The sequence below is a fragment of the Mycobacterium sp. NPDC049093 genome (genome assembly GCF_040704635.1).
Taxonomy (GTDB): domain Bacteria; phylum Actinomycetota; class Actinomycetes; order Mycobacteriales; family Mycobacteriaceae; genus Mycobacterium.
Genome location: NZ_JBEZJS010000004.1, coordinates 397,048 through 422,577, shown reverse-complemented (window position 1 = coordinate 422,577; position 25,530 = coordinate 397,048). Strand labels below are relative to the sequence as shown.

The 25,530-nt window shown below is 66.7% G+C and carries 24 protein-coding genes; 7 read left to right on the top strand and 17 right to left on the bottom strand.

Annotated elements, in window-relative coordinates:
* The first annotated feature begins 15 nt into the window (after nucleotides 1-15).
* The gene (locus tag AB0876_RS17610; protein ID WP_526042501.1) at nucleotides 16-795 is read left to right on the top strand and encodes a P-loop NTPase family protein; all 780 of its coding nucleotides are present in this window, start codon (nucleotides 16-18) and stop codon (nucleotides 793-795) included.
* Nucleotides 795-2,786 (top strand): YhgE/Pip family protein, encoded by a 1,992-nt coding sequence (locus AB0876_RS17605; RefSeq protein WP_526042500.1) that lies wholly within the window; start codon nucleotides 795-797, stop codon nucleotides 2,784-2,786. Before AB0876_RS17610 ends, AB0876_RS17605 begins: the two co-directional genes overlap by 1 nt.
* On the opposite strand, the gene AB0876_RS17600 is transcribed toward AB0876_RS17605, so the two are convergent.
* Complete coding sequence (locus AB0876_RS17600; protein WP_526042499.1) at nucleotides 2,787-3,683, bottom strand: TauD/TfdA dioxygenase family protein; 897 nt, start codon at nucleotides 3,681-3,683, stop codon at nucleotides 2,787-2,789.
* Between the two features lie 73 nt (nucleotides 3,684-3,756).
* Between AB0876_RS17600 and AB0876_RS17595 the strand changes: the two genes are divergently transcribed.
* Nucleotides 3,757-4,338, top strand: a complete 582-nt coding sequence (locus tag AB0876_RS17595) for a TetR/AcrR family transcriptional regulator (protein WP_491838021.1) — start codon at nucleotides 3,757-3,759, stop codon at nucleotides 4,336-4,338.
* Here AB0876_RS17595 and AB0876_RS17590 read toward each other — a convergent pair whose 3' ends face one another.
* From AB0876_RS17590 to AB0876_RS17570, 5 genes are all read right to left on the bottom strand, one after another.
* A complete protein-coding gene (locus AB0876_RS17590) occupies nucleotides 4,339-5,793 on the bottom strand; it encodes a catalase (RefSeq protein ID WP_526042498.1) in 1,455 nt (484 codons plus the stop codon).
* Between the two features lie 116 nt (nucleotides 5,794-5,909).
* Nucleotides 5,910-8,267, bottom strand: a complete 2,358-nt coding sequence (locus AB0876_RS17585) for a glycoside hydrolase family 65 protein (protein ID WP_491838023.1) — start codon at nucleotides 8,265-8,267, stop codon at nucleotides 5,910-5,912.
* Nucleotides 8,267-9,010 (bottom strand): beta-phosphoglucomutase family hydrolase, encoded by a 744-nt coding sequence (locus AB0876_RS17580; protein WP_491839281.1) that lies wholly within the window; start codon nucleotides 9,008-9,010, stop codon nucleotides 8,267-8,269. Before AB0876_RS17580 ends, AB0876_RS17585 begins: the two co-directional genes overlap by 1 nt.
* A 92-nt stretch (nucleotides 9,011-9,102) precedes the next feature.
* On the bottom strand, nucleotides 9,103-9,348 hold the full coding sequence (locus AB0876_RS17575) for a DUF7683 domain-containing protein (RefSeq protein WP_491838024.1): 246 nt from the start codon (nucleotides 9,346-9,348) through the stop codon (nucleotides 9,103-9,105).
* 38 nt (nucleotides 9,349-9,386) lie between these two features.
* The gene (locus AB0876_RS17570) at nucleotides 9,387-9,635 is read right to left on the bottom strand and encodes a DUF7683 domain-containing protein (RefSeq protein ID WP_491838025.1); all 249 of its coding nucleotides are present in this window, start codon (nucleotides 9,633-9,635) and stop codon (nucleotides 9,387-9,389) included.
* Between the two features lie 113 nt (nucleotides 9,636-9,748).
* On the opposite strand from AB0876_RS17570, the gene guaA reads away from it, so the two are divergent.
* The gene (gene guaA / locus AB0876_RS17565) at nucleotides 9,749-11,308 is read left to right on the top strand and encodes a glutamine-hydrolyzing GMP synthase (protein WP_491838026.1); all 1,560 of its coding nucleotides are present in this window, start codon (nucleotides 9,749-9,751) and stop codon (nucleotides 11,306-11,308) included.
* Here guaA and AB0876_RS17560 read toward each other — a convergent pair whose 3' ends face one another.
* From AB0876_RS17560 to AB0876_RS17530, 7 genes are all read right to left on the bottom strand, one after another.
* Complete coding sequence (locus AB0876_RS17560) at nucleotides 11,309-12,925, bottom strand: zinc ribbon domain-containing protein (protein WP_526042497.1); 1,617 nt, start codon at nucleotides 12,923-12,925, stop codon at nucleotides 11,309-11,311.
* Nucleotides 12,926-13,115: 190 nt separating this feature from the next.
* A complete protein-coding gene (locus AB0876_RS17555; protein WP_526042496.1) occupies nucleotides 13,116-13,403 on the bottom strand; it encodes a hypothetical protein in 288 nt (95 codons plus the stop codon).
* A gap of 127 nt (nucleotides 13,404-13,530) precedes the next feature.
* The gene (locus AB0876_RS17550; RefSeq protein WP_526042495.1) at nucleotides 13,531-14,250 is read right to left on the bottom strand and encodes a hypothetical protein; all 720 of its coding nucleotides are present in this window, start codon (nucleotides 14,248-14,250) and stop codon (nucleotides 13,531-13,533) included.
* Complete coding sequence (locus AB0876_RS17545) at nucleotides 14,247-15,455, bottom strand: zinc ribbon domain-containing protein (protein WP_135359315.1); 1,209 nt, start codon at nucleotides 15,453-15,455, stop codon at nucleotides 14,247-14,249. The genes AB0876_RS17550 and AB0876_RS17545 overlap by 4 nt, the downstream gene beginning before the upstream one ends.
* Nucleotides 15,452-17,065, bottom strand: a complete 1,614-nt coding sequence (locus tag AB0876_RS17540; protein WP_526042494.1) for a S53 family peptidase — start codon at nucleotides 17,063-17,065, stop codon at nucleotides 15,452-15,454. The genes AB0876_RS17545 and AB0876_RS17540 overlap by 4 nt, the downstream gene beginning before the upstream one ends.
* A gap of 40 nt (nucleotides 17,066-17,105) precedes the next feature.
* The gene (locus tag AB0876_RS17535; protein WP_526042493.1) at nucleotides 17,106-17,390 is read right to left on the bottom strand and encodes a hypothetical protein; all 285 of its coding nucleotides are present in this window, start codon (nucleotides 17,388-17,390) and stop codon (nucleotides 17,106-17,108) included.
* Between the two features lie 254 nt (nucleotides 17,391-17,644).
* Nucleotides 17,645-17,941, bottom strand: coding sequence for a hypothetical protein (locus AB0876_RS17530; RefSeq protein ID WP_491838031.1), 297 nt, complete (start codon nucleotides 17,939-17,941; stop codon nucleotides 17,645-17,647).
* Nucleotides 17,942-18,235: 294 nt separating this feature from the next.
* Between AB0876_RS17530 and imuA' the strand changes: the two genes are divergently transcribed.
* Nucleotides 18,236-18,943, top strand: coding sequence for a DnaE2-dependent mutagenesis accessory factor ImuA' (gene imuA' / locus AB0876_RS17525; RefSeq protein ID WP_491838032.1), 708 nt, complete (start codon nucleotides 18,236-18,238; stop codon nucleotides 18,941-18,943).
* A 3-nt stretch (nucleotides 18,944-18,946) separates the two neighbouring features.
* Nucleotides 18,947-20,533: a DNA polymerase Y family protein gene (locus AB0876_RS17520; RefSeq protein WP_526042492.1), complete on the top strand. Its 1,587-nt coding sequence runs from the start codon at nucleotides 18,947-18,949 to the stop codon at nucleotides 20,531-20,533.
* Between the two features lie 7 nt (nucleotides 20,534-20,540).
* Here the strand turns inward: AB0876_RS17520 and AB0876_RS17515 are convergent, their stop codons facing one another.
* From AB0876_RS17515 to AB0876_RS17505, 3 genes are all read right to left on the bottom strand, one after another.
* Complete coding sequence (locus AB0876_RS17515; protein ID WP_491839283.1) at nucleotides 20,541-21,575, bottom strand: nucleoside hydrolase; 1,035 nt, start codon at nucleotides 21,573-21,575, stop codon at nucleotides 20,541-20,543.
* Between the two features lie 90 nt (nucleotides 21,576-21,665).
* Nucleotides 21,666-21,983: an SMR family transporter gene (locus AB0876_RS17510; RefSeq protein WP_448445682.1), complete on the bottom strand. Its 318-nt coding sequence runs from the start codon at nucleotides 21,981-21,983 to the stop codon at nucleotides 21,666-21,668.
* Between the two features lie 16 nt (nucleotides 21,984-21,999).
* On the bottom strand, nucleotides 22,000-22,746 hold the full coding sequence (locus AB0876_RS17505) for an SDR family NAD(P)-dependent oxidoreductase (RefSeq protein ID WP_526042491.1): 747 nt from the start codon (nucleotides 22,744-22,746) through the stop codon (nucleotides 22,000-22,002).
* A 51-nt stretch (nucleotides 22,747-22,797) separates the two neighbouring features.
* On the opposite strand from AB0876_RS17505, the gene AB0876_RS17500 reads away from it, so the two are divergent.
* Entirely contained in the window at nucleotides 22,798-23,445 is a 648-nt protein-coding gene (locus AB0876_RS17500; RefSeq protein WP_491838036.1) for a TetR/AcrR family transcriptional regulator, read from the top strand.
* 1 nt (nucleotide 23,446) lies between these two features.
* On the opposite strand, the gene AB0876_RS17495 is transcribed toward AB0876_RS17500, so the two are convergent.
* A complete protein-coding gene (locus tag AB0876_RS17495; protein WP_526042490.1) occupies nucleotides 23,447-25,474 on the bottom strand; it encodes an SDR family oxidoreductase in 2,028 nt (675 codons plus the stop codon).
* Nucleotides 25,475-25,530: the final 56 nt, after the last annotated feature.

Sequence of the window (25,530 nt, the reverse complement as noted above, 5' to 3'; positions counted from 1 at the left end):
ATCGAAAGGTCGGAGATGGAAGACAGGGACGATGCCGGGGACACCCCCGAGACCGTCACGTCCGACGCGTCCCAGGAGGCGTCCGATGGGGACGACGCCCAGAACGACGCGGACGGTGCTGAAGGCGCGGAAGGTGCTGAAGGCGCGCCGCAGATCACCGCGGCCGGACTCGGGGTCGACGGCGAGCACGGCCCGTTGTTCTCCGGGATCGACCTCGAACTCACCCCGGGATTCCACGCCATCCAGATGCCCGGGGGATGGGGCCAGACCGCGCTGCTGCTGACGCTGGCCGGCCGTCTGGCACCTACCCACGGCACCGTGACCGTCTGCGGCGAGTCTCGGCCCCGCGACATCCGCCGACATTGCGCGATCGCGGCGTTCGCCGACATCGACGAACTCGAAGACTCGGTCACCGTCCAGACGGTGCTCGCCGAGCAGCGCCGCTGGCTGGCCCCGTGGTACCGCCGGGTGCCGGCCGAAGCCGGCGAGTCCGCACTACGCGAAGTCTTCGGCGACCTGACGCCGCCCGCTCCGGAGACCTATATCAGCGAACTGTCCGACCTTGACCTGTTCCTGCTGAAAGTCACCCTGGCGCTGTTCTCCAAACGCCCGATCCTCGTGGTCGGTGACCTCGAACAGGTCCGGGACAACTGTCGGCGCGCAATCGCGGTCGAGCGGTTGGGTGCCATCGCCACCCGGCGCAGTGTCGTTGTCGGAGTGACCAACCCGCTCGGTCATGAGGCTCCCGACCACGACCTGCACGATCACCGCATCCTCACCGGAAAGAACTCCTGATGCTGAAACGCCTTCGCGCAAGCGGCTCGTCCCCACTGGCCGGTCTCGCCTTCGGCTCGGAAATCAAACGCTTCGGCCGCAGCCGGATGACCCGGGCCGCGATCGTGGTGCTGATGCTGCTGCCGCTCGTCTACGGTGCCCTGTATCTCTGGGCCTACTGGGATCCCTTCGGCCAGGTCGACAAAATGCCGGTGGCCCTGGTCAATTCGGACCGGGGTGCCGTGGTGTCGGGACAGCACGTCAATGTCGGGGCTGAGATCGCCAAAAGCCTGACCGACGATGCCAGCCTGAACTGGCATGTGGTGGACGAGGAAGAGGCCCGCAAAGGCGTCGACCACGGTACGTACTACTTCATGCTCGAGCTGCCACCGGATTTCAGTGAGGCGATAGCGTCACCGCTGACCGGAGCGCCCAAGCAGGCGAACCTGAACGCGGTGTACAACGACGCCAACAACTACATCTCGTCGAACATCGGCCGCACCGCCATCGACCAGGTGCTCAATGCGGTGTCGACGCGGATCTCCGGCCAGGCGGTCAACCAGGTGCTCTCGGTGGTGGTCAGCTCCGGCGCCGGCATCAAGCAGGCCGCCGATGGCGCGGCCCAACTCGCCGACGGCGCAGTGAAAGTCGACGACGGTGCCGGTCAGCTGGCGGCCGGCCTGCACGATGCGCGGTCCGGTTCGGCGCAGCTGGCCACCGGCGCCAAACAGCTCTCCGATGGGATCAACAAGGCGACCGATCCGCTGGTCGCGGTCACCTCGGCGCTGTCGAAGATCGGTGGCGACACCCAGAAACTGGAAGACGGTACTGCTGCACTGCGGCAGGCCAATGACCAGATCGGGGCCATCACCGGAGCGCAGGATTCTGCCGCGACGGCCCTGACCTCGGTGATCGACCAGCTGTCGACCAGCCCCGACCCGATCGCCAACAATGCCGCCGGAGCCCTGCGCGGGGTGGCGGATGACCTTCGGGCCCACCAATTTACCCCGCATATCCGTCAACAACTCACCGATGCCGAAAACGCGGCGATCTCGATGACCTCGTCGTTGCGTAACCCCGGCAGCCCGCTGAACTCCGCGCTCGATCAGGTGGGCAGCAAGAACTCCGATCTCAGCGCCAAGCTGAACCAACTGCGCGGGGGCGCCCAGCAGCTTGCGTCGGGCAATGCCGAACTGGCCAGTGGTATCGCCAAACTCGACACCGGTGCCGGGCAGCTGAAATCCGGCACCACCCAGCTGCGGAGCGGATCGGCCGAGTTGGCCACCAAGCTGGCCGACGGTGCCGGCCAGGTACCGGATTGGACTCCCGCCCAGAAGGAGGCGATCGCCGACACCATCGGCGGCCCGGTTCACCTGCAGAACTCGGCAGAGAACTCCGCGCCCAACTTCGGCACCGGGATGGCACCGTTCTTCATCACCCTCGCCCTGTTCTTCGGCGCACTTGTGCTGTGGATGGTGTTGCGGCCGTTGCAGAATCGGCCGATAGCCGCGGAGGTGCTGGCGATCCGGGTGGTGCTCGCCAGCTACCTTCCTGCCGCGGTGATCGGGGTGTTCCAGGCGATCATCCTGTACTGCGTGGTGCGGTTCGCGCTCGGCATGCAGGTGGTGCATCCCGTCGCGATGCTGGGCTTCATGATCCTGGTGTCATGCGCCTTCGTCGCCGCGACGCAAGCGGTCAACGCCCTCGTAGGCCCCGCGGTGGGACGCGTGCTTCTGATGGCGCTGCTGATGCTTCAGTTGGTCAGCGCCGGCGGGATGTACCCGGTCGAGACCACATCGCGGCCGTTCCAGTTCTTCCACCATTACGATCCGATGACATACGGCGTCAACGGATTACGTCAGCTCATCCTGGGCGGGATCGATCACCGACTCTGGCAGTCGATCATCACCCTGCTGCTGATCTGGGTGGGGGCCCTGACCATTTCGGCACTCTCGGCCCGACGAAACCGCCTGTGGAACATGACCAGGCTGATGCCGGCGATCAAGATGTAGTCAGACCGCCTGCAGCAGTGCGGCATCCGCGAGGGGACGGCTGGGCCGCCCGTGGATATCGACGGGGACATCACCGGAAAGCGTCACGCGGTGCATCACCCGGCGCTGGTCGTCGTAATCGTCGACCGCACGGTGCTGGGTGGCCCGGTTGTCCCACATCGCGACGTCACCGGGTGCCCAGTTCCAGCGAATCGTGTTTTCTGGCATGGTGATCCGACGCTGGAGCAACTCCAGCAGGGTGGCGGATTCATGGCTGTCCAGGCCGAGGAAGCCGCGGGTGAAATCGCCGGCCACCAGGGTGCGCTCACCGGTCTCGGGATGTACCCGCACCACCGGGTGCTCGGTGCGGAAGTCGGGCTTCTCGAACGCGGCCCGCATCAACTGCTGTTCTTCGCTCAGTGCGGCAACCGCTGCGGCCGCGTAGTCGAAGCGGTTGCTGTGGACGGCCCAGAGGTTTTCGGTGAGGGCTTTCAGCGGTGCGGGCAGGTGATCGTAGGCGGCCGCGGTCGAGGCCCACAGGGTGGATCCGCCGTATGCGGGCAGTGTCACCGCCCGCAGGATCGAGATGGCCGGGTAGTCCGGCACGAACGTGACGTCGGTATGCCAGCGGGTGGCCTTGGCGTACTCGGAATCGAGCGGGGTGATGAGCGGGGCGTCCTCCTGTTTGAGGGCATGGTGACCGACGGGCTTGCCCATCAGTCGCGCGAACGCATGGTGCTCCTCGTCGGTGAGGTCGTGCTGGCCACCGAAGAAGACGACCTTGTGCTCGAGCAGCGCGCGCCGGATCTCGGCGACCGTGCCCTCGTCGAGATCCCCGCTGAGTTTCACGCCGTCAATCCGGGCGCCGATGCGGCTGCCGAGCTTTGTGACCGTAAGCGCAGTGGTGGAAGCAGTCATCGGCTTGTCCTTTTCGCTGGTGGGAACAGGTGTAGTCAGGTGACTACACATGCATATGGGCTAGTGTAACCACATGACTACACCGACGCCACCGGCAAAGGCTGCGGCCGGTCCGGTCGGCAAGGACGAGGTGGTCGCGGCCGCACTGTCGGCGGCAGCGGATCTGTTCGCCGAACGCGGTCCGGCGGCCACGTCGATCCGCGACATCGCCGCCAGGTCGAAGGTCAACCACGGGCTGATCTACCGGCACTTCGGCACGAAGGAGCAGTTGGTCGGAGCGGTGCTTGAGCACCTCGGTGCCCGGCTTACCGCCCTGCTCGATGGCGATGGCCCGGTCGACGAGATCGATCGGAACATGGACCAGCACATGCGAGTGATGGCCAGGGCACTGCTCGACGGCTACCCGATCGGTCAACTGCAGACCCGGTTTCCGGGGGTCACGAGGCTGCTCGACGAGGTGCTTCCGCGTTTCGACGACGAACGCGAGGGTCGGCTGGCCGTCGCCAATGCCGTTGCCCTGAATCTGGGTTGGCGGTTCTTCGAGCCGTTCCTGCGGTCGGCGACCGGACTCGATCCGATCAGCGACGACGCGGTACGGGACGCGACGGGCGCCGAGGTCGCACGGATCCTCGAACCCGGCGCCGCCGCGGATTAGTCAGCCGCCGTTGCGGACTGACGATTCGACTTTCTCGCCGAGCTGTTTGTCGACATTCTTCCAGTACTCGAAGGCCCGCTCGAGCACGTGCTCGGAAACCCCCTTCGACAGGTGCCCGGCGATATTCGACACCAGCCGGGCCCGCGCCGCGTCGTCGAGCACGTCGCGCACCATCGTCCCGGCCTGGCCCCAATCGTCATCCTCGGCGTGCAGCGTGTAGGCGGCGCGGATCATCTCGCCGTCGGCACGCCACAGCGATTCACCGGTGCGGGCCGGGTCGGCCTGCGGGCCGCCGTACGAGTTCGGGGCGTAGACCGGGTCGGACACGTTCTTCATCCGCATGGCCCCGTCTTTCGAGTAGCTGTTCACCTCGACCTTCGGGGCGTTGACCGGGATCTGCTTGTAGTTGGTCCCGAGCCGGTGACGGTGGGCGTCGGCGTAGGAGAAGTCACGGGCCAACAGCATCTTGTCCGGACTCAGACCGGTGCCGGCCACCCGGTTGTTCGGTTCGAACGCGGCCTGCTCTATTTCGGTGTGATAGTCCTCGACATTGCGGTCCAGCGTCAGCGTGCCGACATCGTGCAGCGGGTAGTCGCCGTGCGGCCACACCTTGGTCAGGTCGAACGGGTTGAACCGGTAGTCCTTGGCTTCCTCGAACGGCATGAGCTGCACCTTCAACGTCCAGCTCGGGAAGTCGCCGCGGTCGATCGAGTCGTACAGATCACGCTGATGGGCATCGCCGTCGACGCCGGCCATTCGGTCGGCTTCCTCCTGGGTGAGGAAGTCGATGCCCTGGTTGGTGATGAAGTGGTACTTGACCCAGGTGATTTCTCCGGCAGCGTTGATCCAGCTGTAGGTGTGGCTGGAGTAGCCGTTCATGTGCCGCCAGTCTTTCGGGATGCCGCGGTCACCCATCAGCCAGGTGACTTGGTGCGCGGATTCCGGCGACAGCGTCCAGAAATCCCACTGCATGTCGTGATCGCGGGTGTTGTTGTCGCTTCGCCGCTTCTGCGAGCGGATGAAGTGCTGGAACTTCAACGGGTCCCGCATGAAGAACACCGGGGTGTTGTTGCCGACCATGTCGAAATTGCCCTCGGTGGTGTAGAACTTGGTCGCGAACCCGCGAGGGTCACGCCAGGTGTCTGGGCTGCCCCGTTCACCGGCGACGGTCGAAAACCGGGTCAATGTCTCGGTTTTGACGCCCGGCTGGAACACCGCGGCCTTGGTGTAGGCGCTGACATCGTGGGTCACCTCGAAGTGACCGAATGCGCCGCCGCCCTTGGCGTGCGGCTGGCGCTCCGGGATGCGCTCCCGGTTGAACATCGCCATCTGCTCGATCAGGTAGTGGTCCTGCAGCAGGATCGGCCCGTCCGGACCGATCGTCAACGAATGTTCGTCGCTGTACACCGGAATTCCGGCGTCGGTGGTTGTCGGCTTGGGCTGGGTACCGGTCACCCCGTCGCTCCTTTCGCTGTTCAGCGCCGCGCACTGCGCACAGCAATGCGACCGCTGAGACTTACGACAGCCGAGTACCCCGTGACCTTGAGATTTCAAACCGGCCGGGTCGGTTTCTACTGACCCGTGCGGCGACGCACTGGTTCGCGCCCCGCCGGCTGCGGCGGGGGCGGCAGCAGCGGATGCCGGGGACGGACTTTGACGGTGGTCGGCTCGCGGGTGCTCAGGTGTACCTCCTCACCGGCGTGACGGATGGTCAGCGACCCGTCCGGTCCGTCGCGCAAGGTGTAGGTGACGGTGTCGTGGTGCGCGTCGACCGTTACCCGAAAATCCCTCCACCGCAATCGGAACCGTAGGCACGAGATGCCGTCGGGCAGGTGTGGGTCGAGGGAGAGGGCGCCCTCGTCGTCACGCAGTCCGCCGAACCCCGCCACCAGTGCCGTCCAGGCCCCGGCAAGCGACGCCATGTGCAGACCGTCGCGGGTGTTCCGGTGTAGATCCCGCAGGTCGATCAGGGCGGCCTCATAGGTGTAGTCGTGGGCCAGGTCGAGGTGACCGACCTCCGCGCACATCACTGCCTGGGTGCATGCCGACAGTGACGAGTCCCTGGTGGTGCGCCGCTCGTAGTAGTCGACGTTGCGGGCTTTCTGTTCCGGGGTGAAGGCGTGGCTCTGCCATTGCATGGCCAGCACCAAATCTGCCTGTTTGAGGACCTGGGTCGGGTAGAGCCGGACATACGGCTCGTTCATCAACAGCGGGTAGGTGGTGTTGGCGGTGAAATCCCATTCGGCCAGCGTGGTGAAGCCCTGGCACTGCTGGTGCACGCCCAGCTCTTCGTCGTAGGGGATGTGGACGGCGTCGGCGGCGTCCCGCCAGGCCGCGGCCTCCTCTGTGGTCACGCCCATCGAATTGGACAGATCCGGATGGCGCATGCACGCGGCGGCTGCCACCCGCAGGTTGTGTGCGGCCATCAGGTTGGTGAACACGTTGTCGCGCACCACCGCGGTGTATTCATCAGGACCGGTGACGCCGTCGAGATGCCACACCCCATGGCGATCATGGTGCCCCAGCGACATCCACAGCCGCGCGGTGTCCACCAGGACCTCGAGGCCGCACTCCTGCTCGAGCGAATCATCGCCGGTCACAACGCGATAGCGCTCGAACGCCGCGGCGATATCGGCGTTGATGTGCCATGCCGCCGTACCCGCGGGCCAGTAGGCCGAACATTCCTCGCCGCGGATGGTTCGCCACGGGAAACTGGCGCCCTTCAGATCGAGCAGTGCCGCGCGTTCGCGGGCCAGTTCCAGTGTGGAGGCCCGCCACCGCAGCGCATCGGCCGCGGCCTCAGGTTTGGTGTACGTCAGCACCGGCAGCACGAAACCTTCGGTGTCCCAGAACGCATGGCCGTCATAACCCGTGCCGGTCAGCCCCTTGCCCGCGATCGCGCGTCGCTCGGCTCGCGCGCTGGCCTGCAACACGTGGAACAGGCCGAAGCGCACCGCCTGCTGGCAATCCGGATCTCCCTCGACTTCGACGTCGGCGCAGTCCCAGAACTCGTCGAGATAGGCGCGCTGCGAGTCGAGCAGCCCTTGCCAACCGCTGTAGCGGGCGCCCGTGATGGCCGCGGCGGCCTGATCGCGCAGTGCCGGGCGCGAACGCAGGCTTGACCATCCATAGCCGAGGTATTTGACGATCCGCAGCTTCTGACCTGGCCGCAGCCCGCAGATGACGGTGGTGCGGGCCAGATCTTCCCAGGATTCGGTGCTGACTTCGACGCGGCCGGGCACGTCGACGTCGTGGTCCATCGCGGCCGCCATCATCAAGCCGCTGCCGATCGTGCGGTGGACCAGCAGCGCACCGTGGTCGGTGTTCTCGTGGTGCACGGCGTGCAGTGGATGTTTGAGTACTGCCGAGACCCGGGGATCGTCGGACGTCTCGGGTTGGTCTTCGTTGGTGACGAGTTCGGATTGGACTGTCACGCGGACGAATTCGTCAATCGCTTCGACGACGTATTCGATGGCTGCGACTCCGCGGTGCGCGAACGACACGAGTCGGGTGGAAACCACCTTGACCTGTTTTCCGGCCGGTGACCGCCAGTGGGCGCGGCGGGTCAGAGTGCCTGCGCGCAGATCCAGCGTCCGCTCGTGGTCCAGCAGATCGCCGTAGCGCACGTCGAAGGGCTCGTCGTCGACCAGCAGCCGCATGACCTTGCCGTTGGTGACGTCGACGACCGTCTGCCCGGCCTCGGGGTAGCCGAATCCGGCTTCGGCGTAGGGCAGCGGACGCATCTCGAAGAAGCCGGCCAGGTAGGTGCCGGGCAAACCGAACGGCTCGCCTTCATCAAGATTGCCGCGCAGGCCGATGTGACCGTTGGACAATGCGAACAGCGATTCGGACTGTGCCAGCAGGTTCAGATCCAGCCGGGTTTCACGCACCTGCCACGGTTCCACCGGGTACGCGTCGTGGGTGATCATCATGGCGCTGCCCCCAGCTCGCCCAGATCGGTGACGACGATGTCCGCGCCGTCGCGACGCAACTGCGCGGCCTGACCCACCCGGTCCACGCCCACCACGAATCCGAACTTCCCGGCCCGGCCCGCCGCCACCCCGGCCAGGGCATCCTCGAATACCGCGGCCTGCGCGGGGGAGACACCGAGTAGCTCGGCGGCACGCAGGAAACTGTCCGGTGCCGGTTTCCCCGGGATGTTCTCCTCGCGCATGGTGACTCCGTCCACGCGCTGCTCGATGAAGCTGTCCAGTCCGGTGATCTTGAGTACCTCCTCGGTGTTGGCGCTCGACGACACCACCGCGCGGCGCAGCCCAGCCTCGGTCACTGCCTGCAGGTACCGCCGCGATCCAGGGAACACCTCGACGCCGTCCATCTTCAGGGTCTGGTGGAACATCGCGTTCTTCCGATTGCCGAGGCCCTCGATGGTGTCGGCATCTGCCGAGTCGTCCGGGGTGCCCTCGGGCAGTTGGATCCCGCGACTGGACAGAAACGACCGGACGCCGTCCTCACGGCGCTTGCCGTCGACGTAGTTCAGGTAGTCGGCGTCGATGTCGAAGGCGACGAACTCGTCCCCGGTACGTGTGGCCCGCGTGCGCAGATAGTCGTCGAACATGGCCTTCCAGGCCTTCTTGTGCACGCTCGCGGTGTCGGTGAGGACACCATCGAGGTCGAACAGGCACGCGGTGATCTGCTCGGGCAAGCCCAGCACAGCGTCCTCGCTTTCGCCGACGTCTTCTCCATCATGCGTAATCACCGGGCGAGGGGTGGGTTTAAACACGGCTTCGGCGTGACTTTGGAGTGTCATCGGGCGACGCTGGAGAAGGCCAGATAGTAGGTTCGCTCAGGCTCCAGCGCGAAGACATCGTCACCGAATTCGGCAAGCGCATCAAAAATGTCGGGCTGATTCACGTCGAACGAGAATGGTTCAACAGGCTGGTCGTCATGAATATTCAATATTCTACGGACGGTCGAAGTATCGAGCTTGGGGAGTGGGTGTTCGGCGGCCAGTGATTCGGTCTTTGTGTCAAATACTTCTATGTGCCACATCGGGTTTCGGTCATTCTCCTGTCAAAGTGATCGATGAGCTACTCGCTGGAGCACCCGAGTTGATACGTAAACGCCGGATCAATGGTGACGGGCGCATCCGCGAATTCCGCCAGTGCGTGCACCGCCTTGTCGTCCGGTATGTCGAAACAAAAAGGTTCGACCGGAATTTCTTCGGGTACGTTCAAGATCTGGCGTATTGCTGCTGCAGTCAAGCGGGGAAGTGGGTAGTCGTGAACCAGTTCTTCGGTATGGGGGTGAAAACCTTCAAGAGTCCACTGCAGTGTCATGGCGCCACTTCCTCCGCGAGATCGTCAACTGACTGTAGGACCCACACCTGGGTGCCATCACCAAGATTTCCGGCACCTCAAGCACGCGCTGACCTGCCCACTAGACTGTTGCGGTGACGTCTGCATCTCCCCGTCCTGTCCTCGTCGTCGACTTCGGCGCTCAGTACGCACAGCTGATCGCTCGCCGGGTCCGCGAGGCGCGGGTGTTTTCCGAGGTGATCCCGCACACCACCACGGTCGAGGAGATCAAGGCCAAGGATCCGCAGGCCATCGTGCTCTCGGGCGGCCCGGCCAGTGTCTATGCCGAGGGTGCCCCGCGGCTCGACCCCGCACTGTTCGATCTCGACGTCCCGGTGTTCGGCATCTGCTACGGCTTCCAGGCGATGGCCCAGGCGCTCGGTGGGACCGTCGAACACACCGGGACCAGCGAATATGGCCGGACCGAGCTGAACGTCTCCGGTGGCGACCTGCATGCCGAACTGCCGGGCACCCAGCCCGTGTGGATGAGCCACGGCGACGCCGTCACCGCGGCGCCGGATGGGTTCAGTGTCATCGCCTCGAGCGCCGGGGCGCCCGTCGCCGGCTTCGAGAACCGGGCCCGCCGGCTGGCCGGCGTCCAGTACCACCCCGAGGTCCTGCATTCCCCGCACGGCCAGCAGGTGCTGAGCCGGTTCCTGCACGAGTTCGCCGGCATCGGTGCGACGTGGACCGCCGCCAACATCGCCGATCAGCTGATCGAGGCAGTGCGGGCCCAGATCGGTGACGGCCAGGCCATCTGCGCATTGTCGGGCGGCGTCGACTCCGCGGTGGCGGCCGCACTGGTGCAACGCGCCATCGGCGACCGGCTCACGTGTGTGTTCGTCGACCACGGCCTGCTGCGGGCGGGGGAGCGCGCCCAGGTCGAGCGCGACTTCGTCGCGGCGACCGGCGCCAAACTGGTCACCCTCGACGTCGCCGACCGCTTCCTGGAGGCACTGTCCGGGGTGACCAACCCCGAGGGCAAGCGCAAGATCATCGGTCGCGAATTCATCCGGGCGTTCGAGCGGGTGGTCCGCGACACCCTGGGTGCCAGCGAGGGCGAGATCGAGTATCTGGTGCAGGGCACGCTGTACCCCGACGTCGTGGAATCCGGCGGCGGCACCGGCACGGCCAACATCAAGAGCCACCACAACGTCGGCGGGCTGCCCGACGACCTGAAGTTCAAGCTCGTCGAACCGCTGCGTCTGCTGTTCAAGGACGAGGTGCGGGCGGTGGGCCGTGAACTGGGCCTGCCCGAGGAAATCGTTGGCCGCCAACCCTTCCCGGGGCCGGGGCTGGGCATCCGCATCGTCGGCGAGGTGACCGCCGATCGGCTGGACACCCTGCGCCGTGCCGATGCGATCGCCCGCGAAGAGCTCACCGCCGCCGGTCTGGATCAACAGATCTGGCAGTGCCCGGTCGTGCTGCTGGCCGACGTCCGTTCGGTCGGCGTGCAGGGCGATGGACGTACCTACGGCCACCCGATCGTGCTGCGGCCGGTGTCCAGTGAGGACGCCATGACCGCGGACTGGACCCGCGTGCCTTACGAAGTGCTGGAACGGATTTCGACCCGGATCACCAACGAGGTGCCTGAGGTCAACCGGGTCGTGCTGGATGTCACCAGCAAGCCGCCGGGCACCATCGAGTGGGAGTGATCAGCGCGCCGGGTCTCCACGCCAACGAAAACTGTTGACGTACTTACCCATATCCAGGGCAAGGTCGAGATTGGCGCCCGAGGGTTTGCCTGAACCGAAGCTCGGACCGTATTCGTGGTACGGGCCCGTCGCAATCGCGATCAGTGCCAGGTCGTTTTTGACCGCCGCCAGAATGACGACGCGCATCCGCATGTAGTCACCGGTGGCATTCTGCGGCCAGCTGTCGACGACCATGCCGTAGCCGGGTTGGTACCCGACCATCGCGTTCGGGATCTCGTAGTCCATTTCGGTGTCGGGGTAGGCGCTCTCGACCAGCTCCTCGGCGATTGCCTTCGGCGTCCGCCCCTTGGCGGGGGTACCGATCAGTTGCATCGTGCCGCCGTCGCCGGCGAGAAAGTCCGCCGTGACTCCGTCGTCGGCGGTGGTGACCCGGTACGCCGCACCATTCGCGGGATAGGCGACCGAGAATGCGCCGTCGGGTGCGGTGAAGCGGGGATTCGTTGCCACCGGATCGCTGGTCGGCGGATGGCCGCAATCCGGTGGACACCGGTAGCGGGCGGGCGGACTGCTGACCACCGCCGATACCACGACGAGCGCGGCGGTCAGCAGCACGACGCCGGTACCCCATGCCCTCAGCAGCGGTCGGCCGGCCCGGGGTGCGGCCCGCTGCAATGCGCGGATCGCCGCGCCGCAATCGAGACAGAACGCCAGGTCGGGAACGGTGTGCTCGCATTGCCGGCACTGCAGCGATCCGTCGGTGTGGATGGTGCCGTGCGCTTCGTACAACAGGGCGATCTGCAGACCGATCCGCAACGCAAGCATGGCCAAGGCCATCACGGCCAAATGCACTACCAGGACCAAGATCTCGGGTGTCGGCGCGACGTCGACAAGGCCGAGGATCGCGTATAAGACTGGGACGGCGGCGACCGTTACCGCAAGGGCTGCGCGCAAGTATCCGGGGTGCCAGGCGTTGTCCTTGACCGGAGTGAACCACAGGACCACCCCGACGAGAGCCCCTGCGGCCGCGGCGGTCAACGGAACCGCGACTGCCTGAATGCCGGCGTGGACCAGCAGCCCGGTCAAGGGGCGGTCGTGGTCCACCAGCCCGTCGTCGAATTGTGGCGCCAACCGGCCCAATGTGGCTGCCGCGGTGAAGGAGAGCACTCCGAGGGCTCCGATCACAAAGCCGTTCAACGATTCTCGGGTGCGCGGTCCGATCAGGCGGATGACCACCACCGGGATGAGCATCAGCACCACCGCACCGAGCGGGACGCCGAGGCCGTCGCGCATGATCCGGAACTCCGGCACGTCGACGCCCATCGGCATGTCGTACTCACGCGCCACCGCGGTTCCGGTCAGCAGTGTCCAGGCTGCGCCCAGACCGGCACCCAGGACACCGGTCAGCAGCAGAGTACGTGGCGGAAGATTCTGAAAGACAGCGGATTCACGGAGATAGGTGACGAACAGCAGGGGTAAACCGAACGCGGCCAGGGCGGTGATCGCGGCGGGCACTCGCAGCAGGGTGCAGGCGAGCACCGCCACCGCCAGCGCTGTTATCCCGAGTCGGTAGGACGGCCGCGAACGGTGCGGTAGTGCCGGGAACAGAGAGCTGACCACCGACGGCCGCAGCAGGTGCTCGCGGCCGACGCAGTACGCCCCTGGCCGTAACCAGCTGACCCCGTGGCGCGGCTGGTTCAGGTAGGTGCCGCACGCTCCACAGAAGGTGCCGGCCGGTACTTCGGTGCGGCATACCCGGCATACCCGCCATTCGATGGTGGGTGCCGGCTCCTCTGAGCCGGTTCCGGCGCTATTGCCTATGAGGGCTACCGATGCCGTGACGCCCGGTGGGCGGCGCCACGGGTTCTACGTGGGTGGGTGTGAAGCTGTTGGCGCCCCCGGGGGAGACCTGCTTCTCGGTGGGCTCCGTCGGCGGCAACACTGACGTCGTTGTGGTCGTCGTCGTTGTGGTGGTGGACGGCGTGGTGGTTTCCGGTGCCTTCTCGCCGGTACCGCAAGCGCTGAGCCCGATCATTCCGATGATCGCGGCGGAGGCAGCGGCAGCTGCGAGGCGACGAGTTGATCGACGTGACCTCATGATTAGTCCTCACTGTCCCCCGCGGACGAAACAGATGCGGCCCGCGAAACGGGTCCGCCAGCAAACTCTAACCCAGCGCGTTCCGGCGTGGGCGTCAATTCCGTGTTTCCGGCCCGACGGCAGGCGATCAGCGGTCGGGGTCTCCGCGCCACCGGAAACTGTTGACGTATTTCCCCATGTCCAGCGCCAACTGCAAGTTGGCGCCCGACGGTTTACTGGCCCCCGAGCCGGGGCCGAATTCCCGATACGGTCCGACGGCCGACGCGATGAGCGCGAGGTCGTCCTTCACCGCGACCAACACCAGCACCCGCATCCGCATGTAGTTACTTGTCGCGCTCTGCGGCCAGCAGTCGGCGACCAGGCCGAACCCGGGGTGGTAACCCACCATGGCGTTGGGGATGCTGTAGGCGGTCTTGGTGTCCGGATATGTCTTCTTGACCAGAGAGTTGGCGATGTCCTCGGCGCTACGTCCGGTTGCCGGCTCGCTGAACAACTGCAGCATGCCGCCGTCGCCGGCTTTGAACTCCGCGGTGACACCGGTCGGGTTGGTGGTGACCTTGTATGCCGAGGAGGCCACGGGGTAGGAAACCGAGAAGCTGCCGTCGGGTGCGGTGAACACCGGATTGATCGCCACAGCCTGCCCGGTCGGGGGCGACCCGCAGTCGGGTGGGCACATGTAGCGAGCCGGTGGCTTACTCGTCGTATGCGAGACCCAGGCCAGTACCCCGGCAACGAGGGCGATTCCGGCGGTCAGGGTCGCCACAACTTTCAGGGCGGAGGTACGGCGAATCGCCCGGGTTCGGCCGGTGGAAATGGGCACCGCATATCCGGGAAAGAATGTGCTCACCCGGCATCTGCCCCAGGGGCACGCACCGGCCGGTGCTCACGACGCTGTTGTCTGGACGTGCGCGACGATGCGTGGGTAGCCGCACCGCAGTGCGGGCAGAACGACATATCGGGCACGATATGGCCGCAGCGGGCACAGAAGATGGGCTGATCGGAGGCGATCTCGTCTTGGGCTTCGTGCAGCAGCGCCAGATGCAGACCGACCCGCAAGGCCAACAACGCCATCATCGAAACCGTGAGGTGCACCGCCAACTGGATCCATTGCGGAACGCGCGCCACATCGACCAGACCCAGTGCGCAGTAGACGATCAGCACCGCGAACGCGCAGGAGAACATCACCAGCCGCACATAGCCGACGTGTTTGTCGACCTTGGTGGCGGGGCGGGTGAACCAAAGGGCTGCGCCGATCAGGCCACCGATGGCTGCGGCGGTCAAAGGCATGGCTACCCCGCGGATTCCGGCCTCGATGATCAGACCGGAGATCGGGCGGTTTCGCGCCACCATGCCGGTGGTGAGTTGCGGTGCCAGCCGGGTGAGCGTGGTGGCTGCAGTGAAGGCCGTGGCACCGAGGGCGCCGATCATGAAGCCGTCCAACGATTCCCGGCTCGACCGGTTGGTCAGGCGGACCACGACAGCGGGAACCAGCATCAGGAATGCTCCGCCCAGCGGAATTCCCAAGCCGTTGCGCATGATCCGGAACGCGGTCACACCGCTTCCGAGCGGGACGCCGTAGGACTTGGCCATCATGTGGCCGGTGAGAAGCACCCAGCCGATTCCCAACGCGATTCCCAGCACGATGGTCACCACCAGGTTGACACGGTGCAGGTCGCGGAAGGCGTCGGACTCGTAGAGATAGATCAGGAACAGCAGCGGGAGTCCGAGTGCGGCCACCGCGATCAGGGCCGCGGGCAACCTCAGCACCGCGCAGGCCACCAGACCTGCCAGCAGGACCAGCATCGCGATGCGGAAGGGGGTGCGGGACTGGTGCGACAGGTGGGGGAACAGTGAGCTGGCGATCGACGGCCGCAACAGGTGTTCATCGGGGGCCACGCAGGATGCGCTGAGGCGCAACCACTCCGGGCCGTCACCTTGTTCCTTGTCGATCGGAACCCCGCACAGCCCGCAGTACTTGCCGTCGGGTACATCGACTTTGCAGACCCGGCACTCCGTGGTCGGCACGTCGGTGTCGTCGGGTGTATCGGTCATCGGTGCGCCTTCTGCAGGACAAGGATGTTCTTGGCGAGGTTCTCCACATCGGGTGACCCGAGTCCGGTCACCAGGTCGTAGCCGGGTGAGGCGGTGGCCACCGCGTTGCCACCGAGGTCGACATCACGGAAGGCCGGCAGCGGGGCGCCCGAGGCGATCTTGTACAACAGCGGATTGAGGTCGCCGAGCGCCCGGCCGCCGTTGGCGATCAGGTACTGGTTCATCACGGCGGCCATCCCGGCCCACAGCGGGGCGGACTGCGATGTGCCGCCCCCGACCAGAACCTGGTTGTTGAGAACGATTTTCACGCCGGTGAACGGATCGGCCACCGCGGCCACATCCGGGGTGAGCCGCCGCCGGGCACCGTCGTCGCCGGGAGCGGATACGTTGCGTTGCCATTCGGGGCGGTCGAAGATCGCGGAGACGCCACCGCCGGTGCCTTGCGACAGCGGGACGTCGAACCAGGCCTGCTCGGCGAGCCAGCCGCCGTGGGCGTCGGTGGACAGTGTCGTGCCACCGACATCGGTCATCTCTGGCAGGGAGGCCACCGAGTCCAGGCCGATGTCGTCCTCGCTGGGTGCGGATGACCAGTCTTGTCCGCCTTTGCATTCCAGGCCGGCGAGGTCTCCGCTGGCATCAAATGCCGTGGTGCCGTGGGTGTGTGCGGTGGCCAGCGCGGAGCGGACCGGGGCGAGATCGGCGGCGGTGATCAGCTTGTCGCAGCCCCAGCCGATCGAGAAGCTCCAGACTGCACCGGGAAACTGCTGGTCGGCAGATTCCAGCATCTTCCCGATCTTCTCGTAGGCGCCGTCACCCTGGACTGTCGGCCGGGCGTTGACGACGACCTTCTGCGCATCCGGGGCGATGGCGTGGGCGAGCTGCAGATCCATGGTGGTCTCGCCGTGCGGGGCACTCGGTTGGCCGCCGACCACGATCGGCGTGAACTGGGGCAGGTCGAAGGTGGTGGCGAAGGTGTCCAGGTCGGCCTGATCGAAACCGTCGAACGCGAAGAACACGATGGCGGTGCCCTTGCCGGTGAATCCCTGCTCCGCCAGGTTGCCGAGGTTGTAGGTGTTGAGCACCCCCTGCGGCGTCAACCCTTGATCCGGGACATCGGTCGGCAGGTTCCTCAGGTCCGGCAGTGACATCCGGTAGGGCGTGTAACCCAGGATGCGGCCGACTTCGGTGACCTCCGCGGACAGCCGGTCGGGTACCGACGGCTGCTGCGGTGAGGCGTAGAACTCCTGACCGCGCCGGCCCCGGTAGTCATGGATGTCCACGCCGAAAGCGGTTGCCAGGTCGGCGGATCGGCCTTCGGCGATGGCCCAGGAGTCACCGGGCCGCCACCGGATGGACAGTGAATGCTCTTCGGCCCACCCGAGCAGCGCAGCCGGTCGGTCGGCGCTGTGCAGCGTCATGGTGAGCTGCGCCGAACCACTCCCGGCTGGGCCGAGATCGGTTGAGGCGGAAAGCAGTTGGGCGTACGGACCCGCGATGTGGGTGGGTCCGTACGCCGATCCGCCCTGGGCGGGCGTAGTCCGCAGGTCGGAGACCAGCAGGGTGCTGAACACGACCAGCGCCAGTACTACCCGCCAGGGGGCGATGTTCATCCCGGCCATGGGCGGACGACCGACTCTCTGCGCTCCGCGTCTAGTTGTCGCCGGGGATGGCGGTCGGTGCCGGCGGTGCCTTCACGCCGGGCGTGAACAGGTTGCCGCCGGTGGGGTTGATCGACTTCTCGCTCGGTTCGATCGTCGGGGGCGGGGCAGGGGTGGCCGGCGGTGTGGTGGTCGTGGTTGTCGTCGTGGTCGGCGTGGTGGTCTCGGGACCCTTCTGCTCTTCGGTACCGCATGCTGCGGTGAACGAGATCATCCCGATGACTGCTGCACCGCCCGCGATGACGGTGAGCCGACGAGTCAACTGCCCAGACTTCATGATGGTGTCCTCACTGTCCCCCGTGCTGTTACAGAACTCGATCTTCGGCGAATCCTGGTGGATTCCCACTACCTGCAACGCAAAGTGGTGGCCAGTCCCATCCCGAAGCGGGTTCTGGTGAACCGAACTCTAACTTAAGGTCCGCGTGGTCGCAGAGCCATTTGCTGCAGGCACTGCTGATCGGGATGTGACGGGACGGCGTTGCTTGCCGGGGCAGGTGGCGCCGGGGTCCGGCAAGCCGCCGAAACCGCGTTCTACCCGGTGTTCGACCTGTTGCCGGGGATGGCGGTCGGTGCCGCCGGTGCCTTCACACCGGGCGTGAACAGGTTGCCGCCGGTGGGGTTGATCGACTTCTCGGTCGGCTCGACCGTCGGGGGCGGGGCAGGGGTGGCCGGCGCGGTGGTGGTGGTCGTGGTTGTCGTCGTCGGCGTGGTGGTCTCGGGACCCTTCTGCTCCTCGGTACCGCATGCCGCGGTGAACGAGATCATCCCGATGACTGCCGCACCGCCCGCGATGACGGTGAGCCGACGAGTCAACTGCCCAGACTTCATGATGCTGTCCTCACTGTCCCCCGTGCTGTTACAGATCCTGGCCTTCGGCGAATCGCTGCGGATTCCCGCTACCTGCAACGCAAATGGCGGCCCAGTCCCATCCCGAAGCGGGTGCTGGTGGGGCGAACTCTAACTCAGAGTCGGCACGGCCGCAGAACGGTCCCGGCCGGCTTCGCCTTCCCGGGGCGGTCGCCGTTGGGCGCAGCTTGACGCTGTCGGGGGGTAGGTGTTTACTCGAGACATCGAACATACATTCGAAAATCGTTAGATGCAGATGGTGCGGGAGGTGTTGTTGTGACTGTTGCGGCTGAGCTTGATTTACGCCTACTTACCCGCTCTGAACAGGTAGAACACCTCCGTCGCAAGATTGCCTCGGTGTCGGGGAAGGTCGGTCCGGTGCATCGCGGCGTGCCCCGGTCCGAAGCGGTGGTACCGGCTCCGGAATCTTTGCTGGAGCCGCCTGAAACCCTGGTTGAGGCGTTGCCTGAGGGCTTACCGACGATGCTGCCTCGCGGGTCCGTCGCGGTGGCCGCGGGTGCCCGGTCGCTGACGCTGGGCATGGTGGCGGCGGTGACATCCGGGGGTGGGCATGCGGTGATCATCGGCCAACCCGATGTCGGCCTGCTGGCCGCGGTGGAGATGGGCGCCGATCTGAGCCGGCTCGCGGTGATCCCCGATCCAGGTGCCGACCCGGTCGAGGTGGCCTCGGTGCTGATGGACGGGATGGATCTGGTGGTGCTCGGGTTGGGTGGGCGTTCGGTGCCTCCGAGTCGGGCCAGGGTGATGGTGGCGCGGGCCCGGCAGAAAGGCTGCACGCTGCTGGTTACCGACGGTGACTGGCAGGGTGCATCGGCTCGGCTGGAGGCCCGGGTGTGCGGTTATGAGGTGGCCGGTGCCGGTCAGGACACCCCGACACCCGGCTGCGGCCGCATCAGCCGGGTCCGGTTGGCCATGCGGGCCAGGGGGCGGGGCATCGGAACGGCTTGTGCGGCAGGCGGATAGCTCGTGCCTGCTGATTCCAGGGTGCTTGCCCTCTGGTGTATGGACTGGCCGGCGGTGGCCGCGGCGACGGCGGCGGGTCTGTCCTCGACGGTGCCGGTCGCGGTCACCCTGGCCAACCGGGTGATCGCCTGCTCGGCGTCGGCGCGTGCGGCCGGGGTCCGGCGCAGGCTGCGCCGGCGCGAGGCGCAGGCCCGGTGCCCACAACTGCACGTCGTCACTGCGGATCCGGCCAGGGACGCCCGCCATTTCGAGAACGTGACGCTCGCCGTCGATGACCTGGTGCCGCGCGCCGAGGTGCTGCGTCCGGGACTGCTGGTGCTCTCGGTGCGCGGCGCGGCGCGGTACTTCGGGTCCGAACCGGTTGCGGCCGAACGGTTGATCGACGCCGTCGCCGCAGCGGGGGCCGAATGCCAGGTCGGTATCGCCGACCAACTTTCCACCGCGGTCTTCGCCGCCCGGGCTGGTTGCATCGTCGAACCCGGGAACGACGCCCGGTTTCTGTCCGGGCTGTCGATCCGGCAACTGTCCACGGAACCGGCCCTGGCTGCCCCGGGGCGCGAAGAACTCGCAGACCTGTTGTGGCGGATGGGCATCCGAACCCTCGGCCAGTTCGCCGAATTGTCCCGCACCGACGTCGCCTCACGGTTCGGGGCCGACGCGGTGACGGCGCACCGGTTCGCCTGCGGGGAGCCTGACCGCGGTCCCTCCGGACGGGATCCGGCCACCGAACTCGATGCGGTGATGAACTGTGACCCGCCGATCGAAAGGGTGGACGCCGCAGCCTTCGCGGGACGGTCCCTGGCCAGTGATCTGCATCGTCATCTGGAGGCGGCCGGGGTGGGCTGTACCCGCTTGGCCATCCACGCCATCACTGCCAACGGCGAAGAGCTGGAACGGGTCTGGCGGTGTGCCGAACCACTGTCCGAGGATGCCACCGCCGACCGGGTGCGTTGGCAGCTGGACGGCTGGCTGAACCGTCGCACCTCCGAGCGGCCCACCGGTCCGGTCACGGTGCTGCGCCTGCGCCCGGTGGAGGTGGTGTCGGCGGCGGCGCTGCAATTGCCGCTGTGGGGCGGGTTGGGGGAGGAGGATCGGCTGCGGGCCCGGCGGGCGCTGCTGCGGGTTCAGGGGCTGCTCGGCCCGGAAGCGGTGCAGGTTCCGGTGCTCAGCGGCGGGCGCGGGCCTGCCGAGCGCATCACCCTCACGCCGTTGGGGGACGAGCCGGTACCGCGAGCCGATCCACGCCAGCCCTGGCCCGGTCAGTTACCCGAGCCCTCGCCGACCGTGCTGCTCGACGATCCGGTGGAATTGCTTGATGGACAAGGAAACCTGGTGCGGGTCACCAGTCGCGGGTTGTTCTCGGCAGATCCGGCGCAGCTGGCCGGTGCCGGCCGCCGTGACGGCAGGCTGCGCTGGTGGGCCGGGCCGTGGCCGGTCGACGAGCGGTGGTGGGATCCGGAGAACCGAGGGGCCGGCCGGACGGCGCGGGTCCAGGTGCTGCTGCGTTCTGGAGGCAGAGAAGGGGATGATCTCGCCCTGCTGCTGTGTTATCGGCAGCGTCGGTGGTATCTGGAGGGCGCCTATGAATGAGGACTGATCAGCTCAGGCGTTGTGCGAAAGCCCCGACCCGGCTGATGAACCGGTCGAAGAATGCTGTCGGGTCGACCTCGGTACCGATCAGCGCATTCGGTGGACGGCCCCAATGTCCCCGCCAGTCGGCCACCGTCATGCCGCGCGTCAGGGTGCCGCTGAGCTCCACATCGACAGTGGTTTCCCGGTAGCTCACCAGTTCTGGATCCAGAGCGACTGCGGCGGCCAGCGGATCGTGCAGGTGTGCCAGGTACCCGTCACCGGTGTCGAAGTGGAATTCGAAGTAGAACCGCATGGCGTCCTCGAGGGCCCGGATCAACGGATTGTCCGTGCTCGACCGGGTGCCCCGCTCGTCGAGCACGCTCATCGGGATGGACGGTGAACCGGCTGCGGTCGCCAGCCGGTTCAGCAGCGCAGGCGTCATCGCGATGTTCTCGGTGAGGTTGAGGCCCAGCACGATTGGCACATGGGTGGCTTCGTCGAGACCCCAGGCGGCATTCCAACCGCCGAACACCTCGGCTGCCGATTCGGGGTCGACGCTGATGTTCCATTCCGACACGGGTGTGGTGTTGCCCCGGTAGTCGAATGCCCCGCCCATGATCACCAGCCGGCGCAGCAGCTTGGGAAGGGTGGGCTCGGCGCGCATGGCCAGCGCCAGGTTGGTCAGTGGGCCGGTCGCCAGCCCGATCAGCTCGCCAGGATAGGCGCGCGCGGCCCGCACCCAGGCCTCGGCGGCGTCATGCGCGGTGAGCAGTCGGTCGCCGGCCGGCAGCTCTGCGTATCCCAGGCCCTGCGGCCCGTGGGTGTCCTCGGCGGTCCGCAGCGGAGCGCTCAATGGCTGTTCGGCTCCCTTGGAGACCGGTATTCCGGTCACCCTGCACAGCTCCAGCAGACCGAGGTTGTTGGTGCAGACCTGTTGCACCGGAACATTTCCCGCGGTCGAGGCGATACCGACCAGCTCGGCCTCCGGGCTGGCCAGCAGATAAGCCAGCGCCATGGCGTCGTCGACACCGGTGTCGACGTCGGCGAACACGGGCAGCATCGGTTCGCCGTTCGGCGGCTCGGTTGATTCGCCGCTCGGCAGCGGTGGCGTCACGGCGTCAACGATATGCCAACGTCATGGCGTATCGGCTCACGACTCGACGAATCGCAGCCCGACGAGGCCGACCACGATCATCGCGATGAACGTCATTCGCAAGGGCGTCAACGCATCGCTGAACATCACCACTCCCGCGATGGTGACACCGACCGCGCCGATGCCTGCCCAGACCGCATACGCGGTGCCGACGGGCAGGTGCCTGACCACCATGGCGAGAATCACGAAGCTGGCCACCGCGGCCACCACGCACACCACACTCCACCACAACCGGGTGAACCCGTCCGACTGCTTGATCGCCAGTGCCCACACGATCTCCAGCAGGCCGGCGAAGACCAGCAATGCCCACGACATCCTTGTCTCCACGACGTCAGGCGTTGTAGCCGCCGTCGACGGTAAGGGTTGCGCCGTTCACGTACTGCGCGTCCGGACCGGCGAGGTAGGCGACAGCGCCGGCGATTTCGTCGGCCTGCGCGAAGCGTCCCAGCGGAATGTTCGGCAGATCGGCGAGGGCCTCGGGACTGCCGGCCGGATTCATCTCGGTGTCGGTATTGCCGGGCTGCACCACGTTGGCGGTGATTCCACGGGGCCCGAGATCGCGGGCCAGTCCCCGAGCGAGCGCGCCGACGGCAGCCTTGGTCGTCGAATACAGCGTCACCCCGGGAAAGGGGGTGCGGTCGGCGAGATTGCTACCGATCGTGATGATCCGGCCGCCTTCGCCCATGGCCGCTGCCGCGGACTGACTGAACAGGAACGGCGCGCGGATGTGCAGATTGATCGCCTGGTCGATGTCGGCGGCGGTCACCGTCTCCAGCTGACCGTTGGGGAAAACTCCGGCGTTGTTCACCAGGATGTCCAGCCGGCCGAACGCCTCGAGGACGGCGTCGACCGCGCGCGGTGCCGCATCGGGTGCAGCGCTGTCGATCTGCAGGGCAAGGGCTTTCGTGCCGAGACCGGTGATCGCGTCGACCACTTCGGCCGCTCGCTCGGGGGAGGAGTGATAGGTGAAGGCCACGTCGGCGCCTTCGGCCGCCAGGCGGCGCGCGATGGCCGCACCGATTCCGCGGCTGCCGCCGGTGACGAGTGCGACCTTGGATGTCAACGCCTTCAACGCCATACCTGGCTCCAATCAATTTTGTAATAGACACTACAAATATAGACTGTTGGCATGCCCCGTCAACCCACTGCCCGTCGCGGCCGGCCGCGCGCGTTCGACCGAGACACCGCGCTGCAGGCTGCGATGGACGTGTTCTGGGAGCGTGGCTACGAAGGCACCCGGGTGAGTGACCTGACCGGCGCGATGGGGCTCAACGCGCCGAGCCTGTATGCGACGTTCGGCTCGAAGGAAGAGCTGTTCCGCGAGGTGGTCGCGTATTACGGTGCCCCGGAACGCTCGCCGCTCATGATGGCGCTGGCGCGTCCGGTTCCGATTCGGGACGCCGTCGAGGCCATGCTGCGCGACAGTGTGCGCCAGTACGCCGACCCTGACAGTCCACCCGGCTGCTTGATCGTGCTCGCGGGGATCGCGTATTCGACCGAGACCGAGGCGTTGCGCGACCTGCTCAAGCGCTACCGGGACGAAGATCGCGCGCAGTTACAGGCCCGGATCCGGGAGGCCGTGGCCGACGGCGAGCTGCCCGGTGATGTGGATCCGCAGCGGCTCGCGTCGTTCCTGATCACCGTGCTCCACGGATTGTCCATCCAGGCAAGGGACGGCGCGCCCCGGGCCGACATGGATGCGGCCGTGGACCTGGCAATGCTGGCCTGGGACAGTGCGGTCAGGAATGCCGGCGCGAAAAGGTCTGGTACGCCGTGACTCACCAGTGCACGCCCGGCACCAGCCGCACCGCCCGCTTCACCGGGCGGGCCACCGTACGCGGGACCCGCAGGCTTCGGGCGCTGCGGACCGGCCGCTTCGGTCGCCGCTGCGTCAGTTCACCTGCCGGCGTCTGAGGGCTCTCACCGGCCTCACCGCGCGCGGCCGCCGAATCCGGATACCCCAGATACAGCTGATGCAGAACGCGACGAGACAGTTTCGGGGTCAGGTAGTTACCGAAATCGGCGACGGTGCCCAGCGGGGTGTCGATCCGGGCCGGCTTGTCCACCAGGCCGCGCACCACCATGGCCGCGGCATGTTCGGCCGAGATCGGCGGCACGGGATTGAGCTTGCGCGACGGCGCGATCATCGGCGTCTTCACCAGCGGCATATGGATATTGGTGAAGGTGATGTGATCGGAGAGGGTTTCGGTGCCGACCACCTCGGAGAAGGCGTCGAGCGCCGCCTTGGAGGGCAGGTAGGCGCTGTACTTCGGGGTGTTGGCCTGCACGCCGGCGCTGGACACGTTGACCACGTGGCCGAACCGGCGTTCGCGCCAGTGCGGCAGCAGGGCCAGCACCATGCGCACCGAACCGAAGTAGTTGACCGCCATCACCCGTTCGTAATCGTGCAACCGGTCCGTCGAGTTGGTCACCGACCGGCGGATCGACCGGCCGGCGTTGTTCACCAGGTAGTCGACGTGGCCGAACCGGCCGAGGATGTCCTTGACGGTGTGCTCGACCGACGCGGAATCGGTGACGTCACAGGTGAATGCGTAGGCCTGCCCGCCCGCCGCGCGGATCTCGGCGACCAGGCCGTCGAGTGCCTCGCCGCTGCGGGCCAGGGCGAAGACGCAGGCACCGCGTTCGGCCACGGCGATCGCCGAGGCTCGGCCGATGCCGCTGGAAGCTCCGGTGATGATGACGTGTTTGCCGACGAGGGGGCCGGCCGGATCATCGCGACGGGCCCGGTCGGGATCGAGGTGCTCAGCCCAGTACCGCCATAGTTTCGGTGCGTACGAAGAGAATTCGGGCACGGAGATCCCGGTACCGCGCAGCGCAGCGGTGGCGTTGTCCGCGGTGAAGGTCGGCCGTAACTCCGCCACGTCGAGCACGTCACCCGGAATGCCCAGCTGGGTGGCGACGATGTTGCGTACCGCCTTGACCCGGCCCCGCGCCCGCAACACCGGCGCCGCGGTCGCCCGCGGCAGCGAGCCGCGCAGCGGCGGCAGCCCGGCCTCGGCGGCCACGCCGCGGTAGATGTCGCGCAACCCGATGGTCTCGGGTGCGGTCAGGTGGAACGCCTCACCGTCCTTGCCGTCGGTATGCATCAGCGCAACCATCGCGTCGACCACGTAGTCCACCGGCACCACATTCGTCCTACCCGAGTCCGGCAGCATCATGGGCGTGAACCTGGGAAGCGCCGCCAGCCGGGCCAGCACGCCGAAGAAGTAATACGGGCCGTCGATCTTGTCCATCTCGCCGGTCGCCGAATCGCCGACCACGACGGCAGGGCGGTACACCCGGTAGCGCAGGCCCGGCGTCGAGCGCACCAGCAGTTCGGCCTCGAACTTGGTCTGGTGATACGGCGTCGGCAGGTCCTGGGCGACGTCGAAATCGTCCTCGGTGAACACACCCCGGTGGTTTCCCGCCACCGCGATCGAGGACACGTGGTGCAACGTGGCGTCGAGGCGCCGGGTCAACCCGATCACCGCGCGGGTGCCCTCCACGTTGGCCGTCCGCTGTTCGGATTCGCCGACCGTCATGTCGTAGATCGCCGCGCAGTGCACCACATGCGAGACGTCGCCCAGCTCGGCGATATCGGCGTCGGATAGCCCCAGATCAGCCACTGTCAGGTCGCCGACCAGCGGTTTCACCCGCTCATCCCAGTTCTGGGCCAGCCGCTCGAACCGCGTCAGCGACTCGCGGCGCACCAGCACCCACACCTCGGCGTCGGGTTCGCGGGACAGAATCCGGCTGATCACTCGGCGGCCAATAAACCCGGTACCGCCGGTAACGACATAGTGCATGCGAGCCATCGTGGCCTTAGATCGGGCAAACGTCAACAAGGCCGGTCAACTCGGCC

Coding starts and splice junctions, on each gene's coding strand:
- AB0876_RS17570 (WP_491838025.1), bottom strand. CDS start 9,635: ATGACACTGCAGTGGACTCTTGAAGGTTTTCACCCCCATACCGAAGAA.
- AB0876_RS17530 (WP_491838031.1), bottom strand. CDS start 17,941: ATGAAGTCTGGGCAGTTGACTCGTCGGCTCACCGTCATCGCGGGCGGT.
- AB0876_RS17505 (WP_526042491.1), bottom strand. CDS start 22,746: ATGGCGTTGAAGGCGTTGACATCCAAGGTCGCACTCGTCACCGGCGGC.
- AB0876_RS17575 (WP_491838024.1), bottom strand. CDS start 9,348: ATGTGGCACATAGAAGTATTTGACACAAAGACCGAATCACTGGCCGCC.
- AB0876_RS17585 (WP_491838023.1), bottom strand. CDS start 8,267: ATGATCACCCACGACGCGTACCCGGTGGAACCGTGGCAGGTGCGTGAA.
- AB0876_RS17605 (WP_526042500.1), top strand. CDS start 795: ATGCTGAAACGCCTTCGCGCAAGCGGCTCGTCCCCACTGGCCGGTCTC.
- AB0876_RS17540 (WP_526042494.1), bottom strand. CDS start 17,065: ATGAACATCGCCCCCTGGCGGGTAGTACTGGCGCTGGTCGTGTTCAGC.
- AB0876_RS17500 (WP_491838036.1), top strand. CDS start 22,798: ATGCCCCGTCAACCCACTGCCCGTCGCGGCCGGCCGCGCGCGTTCGAC.
- AB0876_RS17510 (WP_448445682.1), bottom strand. CDS start 21,983: ATGTCGTGGGCATTGCTGGTCTTCGCCGGCCTGCTGGAGATCGTGTGG.
- AB0876_RS17535 (WP_526042493.1), bottom strand. CDS start 17,390: ATGAAGTCTGGGCAGTTGACTCGTCGGCTCACCGTCATCGCGGGCGGT.
- AB0876_RS17515 (WP_491839283.1), bottom strand. CDS start 21,575: ATGCTGCCCGTGTTCGCCGACGTCGACACCGGTGTCGACGACGCCATG.
- AB0876_RS17595 (WP_491838021.1), top strand. CDS start 3,757: ATGACTACACCGACGCCACCGGCAAAGGCTGCGGCCGGTCCGGTCGGC.
- AB0876_RS17545 (WP_135359315.1), bottom strand. CDS start 15,455: ATGACCGATACACCCGACGACACCGACGTGCCGACCACGGAGTGCCGG.
- AB0876_RS17555 (WP_526042496.1), bottom strand. CDS start 13,403: ATGAGGTCACGTCGATCAACTCGTCGCCTCGCAGCTGCCGCTGCCTCC.
- AB0876_RS17600 (WP_526042499.1), bottom strand. CDS start 3,683: ATGACTGCTTCCACCACTGCGCTTACGGTCACAAAGCTCGGCAGCCGC.
- AB0876_RS17610 (WP_526042501.1), top strand. CDS start 16: ATGGAAGACAGGGACGATGCCGGGGACACCCCCGAGACCGTCACGTCC.
- AB0876_RS17495 (WP_526042490.1), bottom strand. CDS start 25,474: ATGCACTATGTCGTTACCGGCGGTACCGGGTTTATTGGCCGCCGAGTG.